18 protein-coding genes are annotated in these 17,831 nt (G+C 68.4%); 9 read left to right on the top strand and 9 right to left on the bottom strand.

Annotated features, from left to right (window positions below):
• Window positions 1-65 precede the first annotated feature (65 nt).
• A complete protein-coding gene (locus tag DKM19_RS42730) occupies window positions 66-440 on the top strand; it encodes an STAS domain-containing protein (protein WP_110704147.1) in 375 nt (124 codons plus the stop codon).
• 138 nt (window positions 441-578) lie between these two features.
• Here DKM19_RS42730 and DKM19_RS42725 read toward each other — a convergent pair whose 3' ends face one another.
• From DKM19_RS42725 to DKM19_RS42710, 5 genes are all read right to left on the bottom strand, one after another.
• A complete protein-coding gene (locus tag DKM19_RS42725) occupies window positions 579-1,049 on the bottom strand; it encodes a MarR family winged helix-turn-helix transcriptional regulator (RefSeq protein ID WP_204358476.1) in 471 nt (156 codons plus the stop codon).
• A 60-nt stretch (window positions 1,050-1,109) separates the two neighbouring features.
• Window positions 1,110-1,478 carry a hypothetical protein gene (locus tag DKM19_RS42720; protein ID WP_089207519.1) on the bottom strand — a complete coding sequence of 123 codons (369 nt, stop codon included), beginning with the start codon at window positions 1,476-1,478 and terminating at the stop codon, window positions 1,110-1,112.
• Window positions 1,479-1,607: 129 nt separating this feature from the next.
• Entirely contained in the window at window positions 1,608-1,736 is a 129-nt protein-coding gene (locus tag DKM19_RS52670; protein ID WP_255415472.1) for a hypothetical protein, read from the bottom strand.
• Window positions 1,737-1,751: 15 nt separating this feature from the next.
• Window positions 1,752-2,192 carry a hypothetical protein gene (locus tag DKM19_RS42715; RefSeq protein WP_162642185.1) on the bottom strand — a complete coding sequence of 147 codons (441 nt, stop codon included), beginning with the start codon at window positions 2,190-2,192 and terminating at the stop codon, window positions 1,752-1,754.
• A gap of 221 nt (window positions 2,193-2,413) precedes the next feature.
• A complete protein-coding gene (locus tag DKM19_RS42710; RefSeq protein WP_162642184.1) occupies window positions 2,414-2,644 on the bottom strand; it encodes a hypothetical protein in 231 nt (76 codons plus the stop codon).
• 31 nt (window positions 2,645-2,675) lie between these two features.
• Here DKM19_RS42710 and DKM19_RS42705 point away from each other — a divergent pair, with 31 nt between their 5' ends.
• Window positions 2,676-2,804: an FAD-dependent monooxygenase gene (locus DKM19_RS42705; RefSeq protein ID WP_204358475.1), complete on the top strand. Its 129-nt coding sequence runs from the start codon at window positions 2,676-2,678 to the stop codon at window positions 2,802-2,804.
• Between the two features lie 371 nt (window positions 2,805-3,175).
• Window positions 3,176-4,177, top strand: a complete 1,002-nt coding sequence (locus tag DKM19_RS42700) for an iron-containing redox enzyme family protein (RefSeq protein ID WP_110704141.1) — start codon at window positions 3,176-3,178, stop codon at window positions 4,175-4,177.
• Between the two features lie 41 nt (window positions 4,178-4,218).
• Here DKM19_RS42700 and DKM19_RS42695 read toward each other — a convergent pair whose 3' ends face one another.
• Window positions 4,219-4,518 carry a CDGSH iron-sulfur domain-containing protein gene (locus DKM19_RS42695; RefSeq protein WP_110704139.1) on the bottom strand — a complete coding sequence of 100 codons (300 nt, stop codon included), beginning with the start codon at window positions 4,516-4,518 and terminating at the stop codon, window positions 4,219-4,221.
• A 183-nt stretch (window positions 4,519-4,701) separates the two neighbouring features.
• Here DKM19_RS42695 and DKM19_RS42690 point away from each other — a divergent pair, with 183 nt between their 5' ends.
• The 4 genes from DKM19_RS42690 (at window position 4,702) to DKM19_RS42675 (ending at window position 11,952) form a co-directional block, all read left to right on the top strand.
• Window positions 4,702-5,574: an LLM class F420-dependent oxidoreductase gene (locus tag DKM19_RS42690; protein ID WP_110704137.1), complete on the top strand. Its 873-nt coding sequence runs from the start codon at window positions 4,702-4,704 to the stop codon at window positions 5,572-5,574.
• Between the two features lie 338 nt (window positions 5,575-5,912).
• Entirely contained in the window at window positions 5,913-9,101 is a 3,189-nt protein-coding gene (locus DKM19_RS42685; protein WP_110704135.1) for a penicillin acylase family protein, read from the top strand.
• Window positions 9,102-9,494: 393 nt separating this feature from the next.
• On the top strand, window positions 9,495-10,292 hold the full coding sequence (locus DKM19_RS42680) for a L,D-transpeptidase (RefSeq protein WP_239513895.1): 798 nt from the start codon (window positions 9,495-9,497) through the stop codon (window positions 10,290-10,292).
• A 334-nt stretch (window positions 10,293-10,626) separates the two neighbouring features.
• Entirely contained in the window at window positions 10,627-11,952 is a 1,326-nt protein-coding gene (locus tag DKM19_RS42675; RefSeq protein WP_110704133.1) for an ice-binding family protein, read from the top strand.
• Between the two features lie 197 nt (window positions 11,953-12,149).
• Here the strand turns inward: DKM19_RS42675 and DKM19_RS42670 are convergent, their stop codons facing one another.
• On the bottom strand, window positions 12,150-12,632 hold the full coding sequence (locus DKM19_RS42670) for a DUF2000 domain-containing protein (RefSeq protein WP_204358474.1): 483 nt from the start codon (window positions 12,630-12,632) through the stop codon (window positions 12,150-12,152).
• A 108-nt stretch (window positions 12,633-12,740) separates the two neighbouring features.
• Between DKM19_RS42670 and DKM19_RS42665 the strand changes: the two genes are divergently transcribed.
• Window positions 12,741-13,217, top strand: coding sequence for an Lrp/AsnC family transcriptional regulator (locus tag DKM19_RS42665; RefSeq protein WP_204358473.1), 477 nt, complete (start codon window positions 12,741-12,743; stop codon window positions 13,215-13,217).
• A 184-nt stretch (window positions 13,218-13,401) separates the two neighbouring features.
• On the opposite strand, the gene DKM19_RS42660 is transcribed toward DKM19_RS42665, so the two are convergent.
• A complete protein-coding gene (locus DKM19_RS42660) occupies window positions 13,402-14,823 on the bottom strand; it encodes a M1 family metallopeptidase (protein WP_110704129.1) in 1,422 nt (473 codons plus the stop codon).
• A gap of 445 nt (window positions 14,824-15,268) precedes the next feature.
• Here DKM19_RS42660 and DKM19_RS42655 point away from each other — a divergent pair, with 445 nt between their 5' ends.
• Window positions 15,269-16,762, top strand: a complete 1,494-nt coding sequence (locus DKM19_RS42655) for a mannitol dehydrogenase family protein (RefSeq protein WP_110704127.1) — start codon at window positions 15,269-15,271, stop codon at window positions 16,760-16,762.
• Window positions 16,763-16,901: 139 nt separating this feature from the next.
• Here the strand turns inward: DKM19_RS42655 and DKM19_RS42650 are convergent, their stop codons facing one another.
• Complete coding sequence (locus DKM19_RS42650) at window positions 16,902-17,756, bottom strand: ABC transporter permease (protein WP_204358472.1); 855 nt, start codon at window positions 17,754-17,756, stop codon at window positions 16,902-16,904.
• Between the last annotated feature and the right edge of the window lie 75 nt (window positions 17,757-17,831).

Raw genomic sequence — 17,831 nt, 5'->3', positions numbered from 1 at the left:
GTTTCACGGCACCGCCAAAGGGCAGGGCTTCACTCGCCGTCACCGTCTGTCCGGAAGAGCGTCTGATGCCCGAGCTTCACCTGGAGACGCCGGCCGCGGAGTTCTGGGCCACGGCCAACGAGGGCGTGGGGGTCGTGGTGATCCGGGGAAGCCTCGACTTCTCGATCCATGATCTCGCCGGTGACTTCCTCGACCAGGCCTTCGCCCTGTTCGGCTCGGACCTGATCGTGGATCTCTCGGGTCTCGCCCTCCTGGACTCCCGGGCGACCGGTCTCATCGTGAACTACTGGAAGCAGGCCCTCAGCGAGGAGGGCTGGTTCGCTCTGGTGGCCACCGAGCGCGGCGCCACCCGCATCCTCTGGATCACCGGGCTGACGATGCGCATCCCTGTTTTCCCCACGCTCCAGGACGCCCTGGACGCCCGGCCCGCTCGTCCCTAGACGAGTGGCTCCGAGGTGGTCCGTGGCCCGGTCATGATGCGGCGTCGAACCGCTTCTTGACCGCCGCCACCCGGTCCGGCGGCATGCCCGGAGCGATCGGCACGCACTCGTGGCCGAGTGAGGCGTACGTTCGCAGGGTCAGTAGCCGCCGAACCAGCCGGGCACGTCGAGCCGGAAGAAGTCCGTCGGTGTCACCGCGCGCAGATCGGCCTCCAGGGCGCGCAGACGCTCCTCACCGAGGGTCTTCGCCCAGCCCGCCCGCAGGTCGTCGAAGATGCGCGCCGACCGCACCAGGCTGTCCACGCCCCGCTCGGTCAACCGTACGATCTTGCGTCGCGCGTCGGCGGGGTCGGAGCCGCGCTCGACGTAGCCCAGGTGCTCCAGGGTGTCGACCGTCTTGCCCGCCGCCTGCTTGGAGATCCCCAGCCGCCTGCCGAGCTCGACGGCGGTCGTGCCGCGGGAGCCGATCGCCTGGAGAACGAATCCGTGCATCGGCCGCAGGTCGGGATGGCCCTGACGGGCGAGCTCGGCGTGGAGTTCGTCGATGAGGGTCCGGAAGCCGAGGAAGAGCCGGAGCGGAAGCTCGAAGCCGGGAGGGTCATCTGACACGATCGACGGCCCGCCTCGCTGTATCGACAACTATATTGTCCAGTTTAGCAATGGAAGGCGTCATCGGGGATGACGGCGATCATGGAGCCAGACGTCGGTCTGGCGGGTGGTGACGGGCCTGGCCGGGGTGGCGACCGAGCGGCGGGTGGCCCGGGTCTCGGTCACGGTGAAGCTGGTGACCACGTGCCGGTTGTGCAGGAGGAAGCCCACCACGCCCGCGATCGCCTGCACGCTGTCCTCGGCGCGGGCATGGCCCGTCAGGAGATAGACCAGCGGCGTGGACGGCTGGTCGAGAGCGAAACGGCGGCCGTGGTGGTGGACGTCCTGCAGGGTCCTGATGGGGATCGGCCGGTCGGTGGTGAACCACGCGACGACCTCCCAGAACGACAGCTCCGGGTCGGCGTCGGTCGATTCCTCGTAACATGCCACGCAGCCTCGACGGGCATCCTGCCCATGAGGGCACGCCCACGAGCTGGGGTCGTGCGGCATGCTGCGCTCAGACATGAGCTGACCGTACCTTCCCGGGGTGAGGTACCAAAGTTCCCCCAGAGCAAGGCGTCAATCAAGTCCGGATCGGTTCATCCCCTTCGCCACCTTGTGGTCTTCGCCGTCCCGGCCGTTCTCACCGCGCCAGGTCTGTCCCGCCGCTTTCCGGGTGCGGCGGGAGATCACGTCGATGGCCGTCACGGTCTGGAGCGCTCCTCAGGAGGGCCCGCGCTCGTGGAGCCATACATCTGTCTGGCGGGTGGTCTTGGGCTTGGTGGCCGTGGCGGGTGAGCGGTGGGTGGCCCGGGTCTCGGTGACGGTGAAGGTGGCGATCACGTGCCGGTTCTGCAGGAGAAAGCCGATCACGCCCGCCACGGCCTGAACGCCGTCGCGGGCATAGGCTTCGCCGGTCAGGAGGTAGACGAGCGGGGCGGACGGCTGGTCGAGGGCGAAATGGCGGCCGTGGTGGTGAACGTCCTGAATGGTCCTTATGGGGATGGGCCGGTCGGTGGTGAACCAGGCGGCGACCGTCCAGAACGACAGCTCCTGGCTGGGGCGGGCTGATTCCTCGTAGCAGGCCTCGCAGCCTCGGCGGGCGTCCTGCCCGTGGGGGCACGACCATGAAGTGGCGTCGTGTGGCATGCTGCGTTCAGACATGAGCTGACCGTACCTCCCGACCCCTGCTGCCAGGGTTCTAGGAGATCACATGTCGGCCGAACCGAGGACGAGTTTCCACGGCACGAGGCGTCGGCACGGGTAAGACCCTGCGTTACGGCGGGTTCTGCCGGACATGCCCAATCCGATGGGCATCGTTCCCGCGGGCGCGACTGCCTGTCGTATTCCCTCGGTCATGCCGGGCGAATCCTGATTCCGCCCCGTCATCCGCCGGCGGCCGGTAGCCGGGCAGCCCGGAAGGCACGGACGGCACCCGGCAGCGCGATCAACGGCGTCCCGGTGTTGCGGGCGGACAGCACCTTGGCCGCGATCAACAGTGCCCCGGTATCGCGGCGGGACGGCACCCCGGCGGTGCGATCAACGGCGTCCTGATACTGCGGCCGGGCAGTGTCCTGGCAGCGTCCTGGCAGTGAGCCGACGGCGCGATCGGACACGCTCCTCTCCATGACCACGGAGGAGAAAGTGATGAACGACACCCAGGTACTCATCGTCGGGGCGGGGCCGACCGGGCTCACGCTCGCCATCGAGCCGGCCTGGCGCGGGGTGGGCTTCAGGATCGTGGAGAAGACCCCCGGGCACCCCGTCGGGTCATGAGGCACCTGACCAGGAGGACCCGCAGCCGAGCGCCATGGATCTCGGCGTCGCGCACGTACAGCGGTCCCAGGATCCCGATTCGCATAACGCACCCATTGTCTTTTTTGAGCTCTCTTTATCGAGCCATCCAGCGGAGAGCATGTTCTCCATCCCCTGGGTAAAGCCTTCGGTTTGCGGTGTTTCAGCTGCTCAGAGGTTATGTATTGCGATCTTTCCGGCGTTTCGGCGGTGTCGCCGAGGGCATCGGAACCTCCAGCGGCCAGAAAATCGGCCGCGGAATGGAGAGGGCTCATGGAACAGAAGCCGGGTACGCGTGCCGGATCACCATTTTGGACCTCTTACCGAGCAGTCCATCGCTTCTGGAGGCGGTAATGCGGCTGCCCACGCCGCGGGGTCCGATCACGGCCCTGCTCTTCGACCACCTGACGCGCCTGCCGCACTCGCTCGACCCCCTTCCCCCGTACTCCGGGGACCCGGTTCTGGGGGACGAGGATCTCCAGCTCGCGCTCTTCGCCTGCTACGAACTGCACTACCAGGGCTTCGACGGGGTGGACGACCGGTGGGAGTGGAACCCGGCGCTGCTGGCAGCGCGGGAGATCCTGGAAGGCCGGTTGGAGCACGGCCTGGCGCAGGCCGTACCGCGCCCACCCTTCACGCCACCCGCGCAGATGCGCCAGGTCCTGGCCGATCTGGTGGCCGACGACGACGGACCCTCCCTGGCGAGGTTCCTCCAGAAGGAGGCCGACCTCGGGCAGTTCCGCGAATTTGTCATGCACCGGTCGATCTACCATCTCAAGGAGGCCGACCCGCACACGTGGGCGATCCCCCGGTTGCGCGGCTCCGCCAAGGCCGCGCTGGTGGAGATCCAGGCGGACGAGTACGGCGGCGGACGCGTCGAGCGGATGCATTCGGAGCTGTTCCGGGCCACCATGCGCGGGCTGGATCTTGACGATTCCTACGGCGCCTACCTTGACCGGGCTCCGGCGATCACGCTGGCGATATCCAATGTCATGTCACTGTTCGGACTCCACCGGCGGCATCGCGGAGCCCTGCTGGGGCACCTCGCGGCGTTCGAGATGACCTCATCGCTCCCCAACCGCAGGTATGGCCAGGGCCTGCGGCGGCTGGGCGGTGACGACACGGCGGCCCGTTTCTACGACGAGCACGTGCAGGCCGACGCCGTCCACGAGCAGATCGCCGCCAACGACATGTGCGGCGGATTGACGGACGCGCAGCCGTCGCTGGCCGGGGACATTCTGTACGGCGCCGCCTGCTCACTGGCCCTTGAGCGGCTCTTCGCCGAGTATGTCCTGGGTTGCTGGCGGAAGGAGACCACGTCCCTGCGGCAGGTGGGCGTCGTGACGAGTCCCTGACGGATCTCGGCGATGTTCGGGTGGGCGCCGGGGGTGCGCCGTCAGTTCGGGCTGTCGGGCTCGCTGGAAGCACGGAATCCGGCGGCCTTGTGCGAGCCGTCGCAGAACGGCTTGGTCGCCGACCGGCCGCAGCGGCACAGCGCCACCGTCGTCCTGCCCGGGTCGATGGAACGCCCCTCCTGGGTCAGGATCGTGAACGCCCCGCGCAGCAGGAGCGGGCCGTCCTCGCAAGGGGTCACCGTGACGGAGCCGTCCGGGTGCTCGTGGGAAGTCACCGTGACGGAGCCGTCAGGGTTCTCAGGGGGCGTCACCGCGGCCGGATCGTCTGGGTTCTCGTGCATTCCTGGTCGATGCCCGGGTCATTCGAAAAGTAACGCGAACGGTGCGGGCTCAAAACGGAAGCCGCCCTGGTAGGAGGCTGTTTTCTCGGTAGGGCATGGGGCGGTTGCTACTCCCGACGACGTATGGCGGAGGCCGTCCCCCGTATGACGCGCCGCGGCCGGTCGCGCGGAAGGCTGGCAGCCATGCGTCTCAGTCTCAACATCACGAATTACTCATGGCCGGACGGTTCGAAGGGCCTCGCCCCGCGGCTCGCACGGATCGTCCGAGCCGCGGACGAGGGCGGCCTGGACACCGTATGGGTGGCGGATCATCTGATCCAGGCGGACCCGACCAGTACGCCCGGCGCGGAGATGCTGGAGGCGTACACCACGCTCGGGTTTCTCGCCGCGCTGACCGAGCGGGTCCGGATCGGCACCATGGTGACCGGCGTGACCTACCGCCCGCCCAGCATGCTGATCAAGGCCGTCACCACGCTCGACGTGCTCTCGGGTGGGCGGGCCTGGCTGGGAATCGGGGCCGGTTATCACGAGATGGAGGCCCGTTCGATGGATCTTCCGCTTCCGCCCGTCGCGGAGCGGTTCGAGCGGTTGGAGGAGACGCTGAGGCTCGCGATCCAGATGTGGTCGGGTGACGACGCCCCGTTCGAGGGCAGGCACTACCGGCTGGCGTATCCCGTCAACAATCCTCCGGCCGTGCGCCTGCCGCATCCGCCGATCCTGCTCGGAGGCATGGGCGAGACCAAGACGCTGCGTTTCGTGGCGCGGTACGCCGACGCGTGCAACCTGTTCGACATCCCCGACGGGGGCCAGACCGTGCGGCGCAAGCTCGACGTCCTCGCCGGGCACTGCGAGGAGGTGGGCCGGCCGTACGGCGAGATCGAGAAGACGCTGAGCACCCGCCTCGAACCGGGTGAGACCTCCGAAGCGTTCGTCGAGCGCTGTGCCGCACTCGCGGCACTCGGAATCGAGCACGTGGTCGTGATCACGGCCGGTCCGTGGACCGAGGACGCCGTGGCCACCCTGGCGGCGGCCATCCCGGCTCTCGACCGAATGTGACGGGTGCCTCCGAGCCGTCCCCAGGCGATGACGACTCCACACCAGGTCGGGTCCGAGTCGTCCCCAGGCGGCGCCGACCCCGCAACGGGCCGGTCAGCCGTCCCGGCCTTCGACCCGTTGTGACGGGACGCTTTCGAGCTGTCCCCAGGCGGCGCCGACCCCGCGACGGGCTCGTCCGCCGTCCTTCGGCTCGTCGAACGATGCCCGATCGACCGCCGGTGATTACCGGTAGTCATGATCCGCGTGGGTGATTATCACATCGGCCATTGATCCGCCGTTGGCCCGGCAGTATGTTCCTCCCAACATCCGAGCACGCCTCATGTTTTGGGGGTTCTCACATGCCCGCACGTCTCCGGCGGAAGATCACTGCTGCCTCCGCGGCTGCGATCCTCACGCTGGCTTCCCTCGTCGTGCCCGCATCCGCAGCGGTCTTCACCCCCGCCGACTACTGCCTCGGCGAATGCGCGGACATCCTGCCACCCGGCGAGAACGGCAACGCGACCCTGGTCGAGATCCTCGGCAACCAGGGGTTCGGCACGATGCCGCGACACAGCAACGACCAGCTCGGCAAGTACGCCAACCTCATCTCCGGCTACACCGGGCTGACCGACGACCAGATCACCACCTTCTTCAACGACGGCTCGTTCGGCGTTCCGGCGGGGCAGGTGGAGAGCACGACCAGCCCCCGACCGGACGTGAAGATCGTCCGAGACAAGGCGACCGGCGTCCCGCACATCACCGGGACGACCAGGCAGGGCACGATGTTCGGCGCCGGATACGCGGGCGCGCAGGACCGCCTGTGGGTGATGGACCTGATGCGGCACGTCGGCCGCGGTGAGCTGACGCCGTTCGCCGGTGGCGCACCGGGCAACCGCGCGCTGGAGCAGAGCGCCTGGCGGAACTCCCCCTACACCGAGGCGGACCTCCAGGGACAGATCAACAGGCTCAGGGATTCCAGCGCCCGAGGCGCGCAGCTCTACGCCGACGTGCAGGACTACGTGAGCGGGATCAACGCCTACATCGACCGCTGCATGGCGAACCGCGACTGCCCCGGCGAGTACGTCCTGACCGGGCACATGGACGCGATCACCAACGCGGGCGGGCCCCAGGACTTCACCATGACCGACCTGATCGCGATCTCCGGAGTGATCGGCGGGCTGTTCGGCGGAGGCGGCGGCGCGGAGATGCAGTCCGCGCTGGTGCGGGTCGCGGCCCGGGCCAAGTACGGCACGGCGGCCGGTGACCAGGTCTGGTCGGCGTTCCGGGCGCAGAACGACCCGGAGGCCACACTCACCCTGCACAACGGCCAGAGCTTCCCCTCAGGCAACGCGCCCGGCGCCACCGGGGCCGTACTGCCCGACCCGGGGACGGCGCCCGTGGACATCACCGAGAACGAGACCGGATCGGCCACCGCCTCGGCCACGGCCGCGACCCCTGCCGCGAAGGGCGTGCTCGAAGGGATGCTCGTCGACAACTCCAAGCCCGGCATGTCCAATGCCGTGGTGGTGTCGGCGGCCAAGTCGGCGTCCGGGCATCCGATCGCGGTGTTCGGCCCGCAGACGGGCTACTTCGCCCCCCAGCTGCTCATGCTGCAGGAGATCTCCGGGCCCGGCATCCAGGCACGCGGCGCGGCGTTCTCCGGGCTCAACTTCTACGTGCTGCTCGGCCGGGGCGCGGACTACGCCTGGAGCGCGACCTCCAGCGGCCAGGACATCACCGACACCTACGCCCTCCAGCTCTGCGAGCCGGGCGGCGGCGCGGTGACCAAGGAGTCGAAGTACTACCTCTACCACGGCGTCTGCACGGCGATGGAGACGCTGAAGAAGACCAACGCGTGGAAGCCCAGCGTCGCCGACGCCACCGCCGCGGGTTCGTACGACCTGGTGGTGGAGCGGACGAAGTACGGGCTGGTGAGCTGGCGCGGCACCGTCGGCGGGCAGCCCACCGCCTTCGCCACCCTGCGGTCGACGTACCAGCACGAGGCCGACTCGGCGATCGGGTTCCAGATGTTCAACGAGACGGACCAGATGGGTGACGCGGCGGCGTTCGCGAACTCCGCCTCCAACATCGGCTTCGCGTTCAACTGGTTCTACGTGAACTCCTCCGACGCGGCGTACTTCATGTCGGGCAACGACCCGGTCAGGTCCGCGGTCTCCGACCCGAACCTCCCGATGCCGGCCGACGCGGCCCACGAGTGGGCGGGCTTCGACCCGTCCACCAACACCGCGACGTACAAGGCTTCCGCCACCCACCCGCAGACGGCCGACCAGGACTACCTCGTCAGCTGGAACAACAAGCAGGCCAAGGACTACGGCGCCGCGGACGGCAACTTCAGCTTCGGGCCGGTTCACCGGGCCGACCTGCTGGACGCCCCGGTCAAGGCGGCCCTGTCCGGATCCGGCAAGCTCGACCGGGCCGGCACCGTGAAAATCATGGCCGAGGCCGCCACGACCGACCTGCGCGGCAAGAAGGTCCTGCCCGACCTGCTCCGAGTGATCAACAGCGCGACCGTGACCGACCCGGCACTCGCCTCGGCGGTCTCCAAGCTGTCCGCCTGGGCGGCGTCGGGAGCCAGGAGGCTCGAAACCTCGCAGGGCAGCAAGGCCTACACGAACGCCGACGCGATCCGCGCGTTCGACGCGTGGTGGCCGAAGCTCGTCAACGCGCAGTTCAAGCCCGGCCTGGGCGCCGGCCTGTACCAGTCGCTGGTCAACGCCCTGCAGATCAACGAGTCGCCCTCGGGCCATCAGCAGGGTGACCTCTCCAGCCTGCCCACCTCCGCGAACGAGGCCCAGACGCACAAGGGCTCGTCGTTCCAGTACGGCTGGTGGGGCTACGTGAGCAAGGACGTCCGGTCCGTGCTCGGCGACCCGGTCACCGGTCCGCTGCCCAGCAAGTACTGCGGGGACGGCACGGTGGCGGGCTGCCGTACGGTCCTGCTGAACAGCCTGTCGGCGGCGCTCGCGGAACCCGCGGCGACGACCTATCCGGCGGACGACGCGTGCTCGGCGGGCGACCAGTGGTGCGCCGACTCCATCCGGCAGTCGCCGCTCGGCGGGATCAAGCAGTCGCTGATCTCCTGGCAGAACCGGCCGACCTACCAGCAGGTCGTGTCGTTCCCCGCTCACCGCGGTGACCCGATCGCCAACCTGGCGAGCGGGGGAACGGTGAAGGCGTCCGAATCCCAGCTCTTCTACCCGGCGAGCGCGGCCGTCGACGGCGACCCGACGACCCGCTGGGGGAGCGGGTGGAACGACAACCAGTATCTCCAGGTCGATCTCGGATCCGCGAAAACCGTGGCCCGGGCGGTGCTGCGCTGGGAGTCGGCCTACGGGTCGGCGTACTCGATCCAGACGTCGGCCAACGGCTCCACCTGGACCACCGTCTACTCCACCACCACCGGAAACGGCGGCGTGGACAACGTGACGTTCAGCCCGGTCAGCGCCCGCTACGTCCGCATGCAGGGCGTCACGCGCGCGACGTCGTACGGCTACTCCCTCTACGAGCTGGAGGCCTACTCCCGGTGACGGTGATGGGAGAAAAGCACTGAGGTAAGCGAAAAGGGATGGTGGCGGAGATATTTCCGTCACCATCCCTTCTGTATTACTCCATGTCATGGAATTCCGGGAAAATCGCCGCCGACCGAGGACTCGGAAAAACTTTGCAGCCGCCGAGGGCGAGGAAGATTCATTCACGCTGTTCTGCGGTGCTATATGTGTATGGTTCTTCCGAATCGGGGGTTCTGGTACCTCGTATGGTGTCGGCCGCCCGGTATGGCCGCGGCGCCGTAATCTCTTTCGGGCCCAAAGGTCGAATGCGGAAGATGTCGCATTCACTGGCTTTTCTGGAGGTTCTCGGTGCCCGGTCGCTTTCGGTTCGGCAGGCCCGGTCATGCGACTCTCCGGTCGGCAGAGGCGATCGTGTGGTGCACGACGCTGGCCGTCGTGACCCTGGCCGCCGCCTGCGGGACGGACGTGCCACCGGATGCCGGGGCGCCGTCCGTCTCGCCGAGGCCGGTCACGCCGGTCACGCCGGTCGCGGTGTCGGCGGCACAGGCGGCTCGACTGCCGCTCGCCACGACCTTCGCAAGATTGCGGGAGGCGCCGCAGGACCCGGAACCGTTCGAGCCCATGGACGGGGTCGTGTCACATCCCACGGCGCCGCAGGTGGTGTATGCCCATCCGGGTGGGCCGCCGGTGGCGGTGCTGCCCACCACGGAGCTGGGAAGCCCGACGTGGGTTCCGGTGGTGCAGAAGCAGCCGGGGTGGGCGCGGGTTCTGCTGCCGAGCCGGCCGAACCGGTCGACGGGATGGATCTACGTCGGCGGTGGAGGGCTGCGGAACGCCTACAGCGCCTACCGGGTGCGGGTCGATCTTTCTGCCCACAGGCTCACCGTGTTCGACGCCGGCCGCAGGCTGGGATCGTGGGCGGTGGCCGTGGGCGCCCCGTCCACGGCCACGCCGACGGGACGGACGTTCCTGCTCGCCTCCCGAGCTCCCACCCGCCCGACCTACAGCCCGCTGATCCTTCCGCTGGGCACGCATTCGGACAGCTTTGACACCTTCGGCGGCGGGCCCGGCACGATCGCCCTGCACGGCTGGTCGGACGAGACCGTGTTCGGGCGCGGGGTCAGCCACGGATGTGTGCGAGTTCCCGCCGACGCGCTGAGCGTGCTGTCCCGGGTGCCCTTGGGCAGCCCCGTCATGATCACCGCCTGACCGCGGCCTTTCGCGCCGGGGTGAGCCGGATCCGGTCATTCGGCAGCATATCCGCGGGATAAAGGAGAATTCTTTTATTGGGTGATTTCAGGACATGAACTCAAGAATTGATCGATCTTTATTTGCAGTTTAAGCGGTTCGTGTCCGCAATTGTTGATATCTCCACGTAGCATGCGGATTCACGGGGTAGAGCTCTCGGGCTTCACGAACCGCTGATCGCTCCACGGGGGCACCCGCGATTGGTCGGTGACTCACGCGACCGGACGTTTTCACCCTCTGCCGACGTGACAGCCGGGCGACTCCAGGGCCCTTCCATAGGAGAAAGATCCGCTCAATGAAAGCCATCTTCAGCCGTGTCTCCCGTAGGTCGCCCGCATTCTCCCGGCTGGCGGTGGGGTTCGCGATCGTCCCCGCCGTGGCTGTGCTCATCGCCACGCAGTTGAGTGCGAGCGCCGCAGAACCGCAGGTGGGTCTCGGAACCGCCGGCGGCTTCGCGGTTCTGGCCGGGACCACGGTTACCAACACCGGTCCCAGCACCATCATCGGGGATCTGGGAGTGAGCCCGGGAAGCGCGGTGACCGGTTTCCCTCCCGGCACCGTCATCGGGGCACAGCACGTCGCCGACGCCGTCGCGCTTCAAGCGCAGTCCGACCTGACCACCGCGTACAACGACGCCGCCGGACGGACCCCGGCCACCAGCGTGGCAGGTGACCTCGTCGGCCAGACACTCGTTTCCGGCGTATACAAGTCCACGTCCTCGCTTGGGCTGACCGGCACGCTCACCCTGGACGCCCAGGGCGACCCCAACGCCGTCTTCATCTTCCAGATCGCCTCCACGCTCATCACCGGATCGGCCAGCAACGTCAACCTCATCGGCGGCGCGCAGGCGTGCAACGTCTTCTGGCAGGTGGGCAGTTCCGCGACGCTGGGCACGAACTCCACCTTCGTGGGCAACATCCTTGCCCTGACGTCGATCTCGGTGACAACCGGCGCCACCATTGACGGCCGAGCGCTGGCCCGCAACGGTCAGGTCAGCCTCGACACCAACACAATCACCAGGGCCAACTGCGCGGCGCCGACGGTGAGTCCGACGGTGACGGTCAGCCCGACCGTCAGTCCAACGGTGACGGTGAGCCCTACGGTCAGCCCGACGGTAACGGTGAGCCCGACCGTGACCGTGAGTCCAACGGTGACGGTGAGTCCGACCGTGACCGTGAGCCCCACGGTGACGGTGAGTCCGACCGTGACGGTGAGTCCGACGGTGACGGTGAGTCCGACCGTGACGGTGAGTCCGACGGTGACCGTCAGTCCAACGGTGACGGTGAGTCCGACGGTGACGGTCAGTCCGACCGTGAGTCCGACGGTGACGGTGAGTCCGACGGTCAGCCCGACAGCGACGGTGACTCCGACGGTCACGCCGATGCCCACACCGACCGCGCCCGGTCACGGCACCAACAACAGCAATAACAACAACAACGCCAGCGGCAACGGTCGCGAGCACGGGCATGGTCGTGAGTACTGGCACGGCCGGGGGCATGGACACGACCGCGGAAACTGCCACAGGCGCGTCCACTGCCATGGCCACGGCCACGGCCACAGGGGGCTGGCGCCGGCGCCCGCTCCCAGACCGATCAACAAAAACTTTGCCGTAACCGGCTGAGGGCTCCGTCCCGCCGGCCCCAACCGACCCCGTCGGCGCTGTTCGACGCCGCCGCCGCGGGACTGCCGGCCCCGCACTGAGCCGGGCATGGCCGTCCCCGCGGCGACAGGTGCTTCTCGACGACCATCGGCACCCCACCAGCCGAATGTGTCTGAGAGCTCACCGGGCCTCAGCGGACGCCGTGCGGGCGCGTCCGGTCACGGCAGCAGCGAGAGCTTGCGGACCATCTTGTCGATCCTGTTCCGGGGGCCGACGAGGCTCAAGGCGTAGTAGGCGATCTCGTCCGGGCCGGACGCGGCCATCTGGTCGAGGTATTCGTCGTAGACGCGGGTGCTCTGCGCGAGGCTCGGCATGTCCGCGACGAACACGTCGCCGGCCTCGGCGGCCCTGGCCCGGATCGCCGTCAGTTGCTCGGCCGAGGCGGCCAGGATCGAGCATCCCGCCCAGGGCAGGCCCGGGTGAGCGGCGCCCTCGGCGTCCTTCGCGTCCGGGCCGAGCAGCCCGGGAACGGCCACCGCGGTGGCCGAGGCGACGCAGACCGCGGCATTCACACCGCGTCCCGCGGGCAGCGTCTCGTCGACGACGACCACCCACTTCAGTTTCGCCGCCCGGGTCGACTCTCCCGTCTGGATCTCCTCCGGGGCGTATCCGACCGCCGGGGCCGCTTGGTTGTCACTCACCGACCTGCTCCCTCCGTAGCTGCTGATATCCACCATCTCGCTGGAATGGTAGGCGGATATTCGAGATCGAAGCAAAGCATCCGTATTAAGTACGGCTACCATGGCCACATGGCGGATTTGGATGAACTTGATACGGCGATTCTGCGAGAACTGCAGATAGATGCGCGGCGGACCAACCGCGACATCGCCGCCGCGGTCGGTGTCTCGCCGACCACCGCACTGGACCGCACCCGCGCGCTACGCGAGCGGGGTGTCATCCGGGGCGCCCTGCTCGACGTCGATCTGGCCGCGATCGGCCGGCCGGTCCAGGCCCTGATCGCCGTACGGATCCGGCCGCCGTCCAGGCGCAACATCGAGGCGTTCCGTAACTGGGTCAGCCGGCTGCCCGACACCCTGGGCGTGTTCGTCACCACCGGCACCGAAGACTTCATCATCCACGTCGCGGTGCCCGACAACGACAGCCTCTACGCGTTTGTCATCGACAAACTCACCGAACGCGCCGAGATAGCCGATGTCCGCACGTCCGTCATCTACGAGCACCTGCACAACAGCCGCATCGCGCCCGTGACGTCGAACCCTGCCTGACCCACCTCGGGTGGGGAGCGCCGCTCCAGGAGCCGTGACGGCCGATGGCCGTGCGAACGGGTTCGCACGGCCATCGGCTGCCGTCGGATGCGGCTGGTAAGGGCGAAGCCTCCAGGTGGAAGGCTTGTCGGCCGGTCGGCGATGAGCCCGCCGCCATCGGCGGGAGATCACCGGGAGGGCGAAATTACCAGGTGGTGGGCTTGCCCTTCTGGTAGAGCCACACGTCGAAGAAGGTCTTCAGGTCCTTGCCCGAGGTCTTCTCCGCCTGACGGATGAAATCGGCGGTGCTCGCGTTGCCGTATCGGTTCGCGGTGGCCCACTTCTTGAGCAGCTGGAAGAAGGCGGTGTCGCCGATCTTGCCGCGCAGCGCGTGCAGCGTCATCGCGCCGCGGTTGTACGGCACGTTGCCGAACATGTCGGAGGTGCCGGGGTCGGCCGTGACGGTCTGCCAGAACGCCGAGGTCGCGGCGCGCCCGTAGTTGCTCGTGCTGTCGAACGTCTGCTGCGTCGTGGCCCCTCCGCTGTGCTCGGTCCACAGCCACTGGGCGTAGGTCGCGAAACCCTCGTTGAGCCAGATGTCGGACCACCGCTTGACCGACACGCTGTCGCCGTACCACTGGTGTGCGATCTCGTGCGCCATCGTGTTGAGGCTCGGGGCGCTGGAGAAGATCGGCTTGGTCTGGCTCTCGAGGGCGTAGCCGACATCCGGCGCGCGGTCGATGATCGCCCCTGCCGAGGCGAAGGGGTACCGCCCGAAGATCGAGGAGAAGTACTCGATGATGTCCGGGATCTTGGCGACGCTGGCCGCCGACGCGCTCGCCAGCGCCGGGTCGACCGCGGTGTAGACGGGGATCCCGCCCGGCGTCCTTGACTTGGCGACCTGGAATTTGCCGATGGTCACCGTGGCGAGATAGGTCGCCATGGGCTCGGTCGAGTCCCACACGAACGTCGTCTGGCCGTTCCTGGTCCTCTGCGACAGCAGCTGGCCGTTGCCGACCGCGGTGATGCCCTCCGGCACGGTCGCGTGGAAGGTGAACGTCGCCTTGTCCGTCGGGTGGTCGTTGGCCGGGATCCACGCGGGAGCGCCCTGCGGCTCGCCCGGCACGAACACGCCGTCATCGGTCGGCACCCAGCCCTCGATGGAGCCGTCCGGGTCCGTGATGACCGGCGGAGTCCCCGCGTACTTCACGACCACGGTGAAGGACTTCCGGTCCCTGAGCTTCTCGCGTGGCGTCACGACGAGCTCCTGGCCGTCACGCTTGAACTCGGCCCGGCGCCTGTCCACCTTCAGGGAAGTGATCTCCGGGCCCCGGAAGTCGAGGTTGAACCGGTCCAGGTCCTGAGTCGCGGTCGCAGTGATCGTCGTGGTGGCGTCCATGCGCTTGGTGGCCGGGTCATAGGTGAACGCGACGTCGTAGTGCCGCACGTCGAAGCCCCCGTTGCCCTGGTCGGGGAAGTACGGGTCGCCGATGTTGGCCGCACCCGCCGAAGAGTGCTGATGACCGGGATTGGCGGAAATGGCCAGGGCGGAGGGAGCCAGTGGGGCGCTCACCACGACGCACAGTGCGGCCGCGAGGGCGGCACCACCGATACTGCGAGATCTCATGTGGTTCCTTTCATCGGTTCCGGCCGGACGGTAAACCGGACGGAACCCACTTGCATGAAGGAGCGGGGGTCAGCCCACAAACTCAGTCCGCGCCAGATTAGCGCCAGCTCTGCGGCACCGCTAAGGGGGCCTCATGGGGCTGGGCGGTATCCGGCTCCCGGAGCACGGACAATCCGACCGAGGCGCGCACCCCCCGGTGGCCCGTCGGATCGGCACGTTCATGAGAAGCCGGCTCAAAACGACGGGGAGATCGCCGAGATTTCGCGAGTGCGCAGGTAGAGGGCAGTCCGGGGCTCCCGCACCACCTTTGTCACCACAATTCCCCCTCGGAGGCCGGAGCGTTCCTTGCCGCCCTCTCCCTATACCGACAATTTAAATTTCGGAGCTGTCGGAGTTGGCCCGGATGAGCGTAAAGACGAGGTAGGGGGCGCTGACGAGGGGATTGATGGCGGTGACCGCACTGACGCAGGAGACGGTCGGAACCTTTCCCGGGGAGGTGGCGATTCCTTCCTATGACCGGTCGGGGCTCACGGCAGGCATCGTTCACTTCGGGGTGGGCGGGTTCCACCGCGCCCATCAGGCGATGTATCTCGATCGGCTGATGAACGAGGGCAAGGCGCACGACTGGGCCATCTGCGGCGTCGGGGTCCTCCCCGGAGACGCGCGGATGCGGGACGCGCTGACCGCGCAGGACGGCCTCTACACGCTCGTGGTGAAGCATCCCTGCGGAGCACGGGAGGCCCGCGTCATCGGATCGATCATCGAATACCTCTTCGCCCCCGACGATCCGGAGGCGGTCATCGAGAAGATGGCCGACCCGGCGGTGCGGATCGTGTCGCTCACGGTCACCGAGGGCGGCTACAACATCCATCCGGTCACCGGGGAGTTCGACGCGGAGGCCCCCGCGATCCGCGCGGACCTGGAGCCCGGCGCGATCCCGGCCACGGTGTTCGGGCTCGTCACCGAGGCTCTGCGCCGTCGGCGGGCCCGGGGGATCACGCCGTTCACCGTCATGTCGTGCGACAACATCCAGGAGAACGGGGAGGTCGCACGGCGCTCCTTCACGGCGTTCGCCCGGCTCGCCGACCCCGATCTCGCCGCCTGGATCGAGGACACCGTCGCGTTCCCCAGCTCGATGGTCGATCGCATCACTCCCGTCACCACCGGCCAGGACCGCGAGGCCACGGCTCTGCGGTTCGGCGTCGAGGACGCCTGGCCGGTGGTCTGCGAGCCGTTCGCCCAGTGGGTGCTCGAGGAGCGTTTCCCCGCTGGGAGGCCCCCCTGGGAAGAGGCCGGGGTCCGGGTCGTCGCGGACGTGGAGCCGTACGAGTTGATGAAGCTGCGCCTGCTGAACGCCGGCCACCAGGCGCTCTGCTACTTCGGCTACCTCAGCGGATACCGGTACGCCCACGAGGCGGCCACCGACCCCGCGATCGCGAAGTTCCTTCTCGACTACATGAACGTCGAGGCCACACCGACGCTCCGGCCGGTGCCGGGCATCGACCTGGACGTCTACAAGCGGACCCTCATCGAACGGTTCTCCAACCCCGAGATGCGGGACACGCTGGCGAGGCTGTGCGCCGAGTCGTCGGACCGGATCCCGAAATGGCTGCTTCCCGTTGTGCGAGAGCAGCTGGCCCGGGGCGGGGAGGTGGCCCGCGCGGCCGCAGTGGTGGCCAGCTGGGCGCGCTACGCCGAAGGGACCGACGAATCCGGTGAGCCGATCGAGGTCGTCGACCGGTTGAGGGACCGGCTCACGGCCGCCGCGAGGACGCAGCGTGAGCGCCCCACGGCCTTCATCGAGAACCGGGACCTCTTCGGCGACCTCGCCGACGACAGGCGGTTCGTCGAGCCGTACCTGCACGCGCTCGACGCGCTGCACACGATAGGCGCCCGTGCGACGGTGCGAGAGCTCGCGGGGTACGGGGTACGCGCCTGAGCGTGCGACGGTGCGAGAGCTCACGGGGTACGGAGTGCGCGCCTGAGCGTGCGACACGGCTCGGCCTCGACCGGGCCGAGGCGATCGGCTCTCACCGGACCGAGGTCCGGTCACCTCACCGGGCCGGGGCGGCCCGCTCTCACCGGGCCGAGGTGGTGTCGCGTACCCATGGCAAGGCGAGCCGTTCCACCAGCACCAGGGCGAAGTAGAGAACGATGCTCATCACCCCGACCAGGATGATCGCGGCCCAGGCGGTGGCGCTGTCGGCGACCCCGCTGTACTGCACGATCTGGTAGCCCAGGCCCCCCTCACCGGCCTGGAACTCGCCGATCACCGCGCCGATCGCGGCCAGCGGCATGGCGATCTTCAAACCGACGAAGATCTGCGGCAGCGCGGCCGGCAACCGTACCTTGCGGAACGCCTGCCAGCGCGACGCGTCCAGGGACCTGGCCAGCTCGGCGAGGTCGGCGGGGGTGGTGGTCAGCCCGGTCACCGTGGAGAGCACGATCGGGAAGAAGCTGAGCAGGAACACCATGGTCAGGATCGGCCGCTGCCCCCAGCCGAGGGAGACGACCAGGAGCGGCCCGAACGCGATCTTCGGCACCGCGTTGATCGCCACCAGCAGCGGCGAGAACATCCGCTCGATCGCCCGCGAGGCGGCCAGCGCGAGCCCGATCAGAACCCCCGCGACCGCGGAGAGCAGGAAGCCGACCACGGTCTCCAGCGTGGTGGCGCCCAACCCCTCGAGCAACTCCGCCGACCTCGCGTCGAACGCGGTCAGCACCTCCTGCGGCGGCGGCAGCACCGCCGGATGGACAAGGTTGAACGCCGAGGTGACGAGCCACCAACCGGTGATCGCCACCACCAGCCCGAGGATCGGCCACAGCGCCGTGGTCGCCGCCCCGCCACCGGGGCCGCGCTCCCGGGATCCCTTGGCGCGCACCGGGGGGCGGGCCTCGCTCACCTCGACCATGTCACGGTTCTTTCTCCTCATCCGGCCCGGCCCATCCATCGGCGGCTCATCCGGTCCGGCCCATCACGGGTGGTTCATTCGGTCTGGCCCATCGAC

Origin of the sequence: Streptosporangium sp. 'caverna' (genome assembly GCF_003203775.1) — a bacterium.
Taxonomy (GTDB): domain Bacteria; phylum Actinomycetota; class Actinomycetes; order Streptosporangiales; family Streptosporangiaceae; genus Streptosporangium; species Streptosporangium subroseum.
The sequence above is the reverse complement of the archived record's forward strand: the minus strand, read 5'-3'. Positions and strand labels throughout refer to the sequence as shown.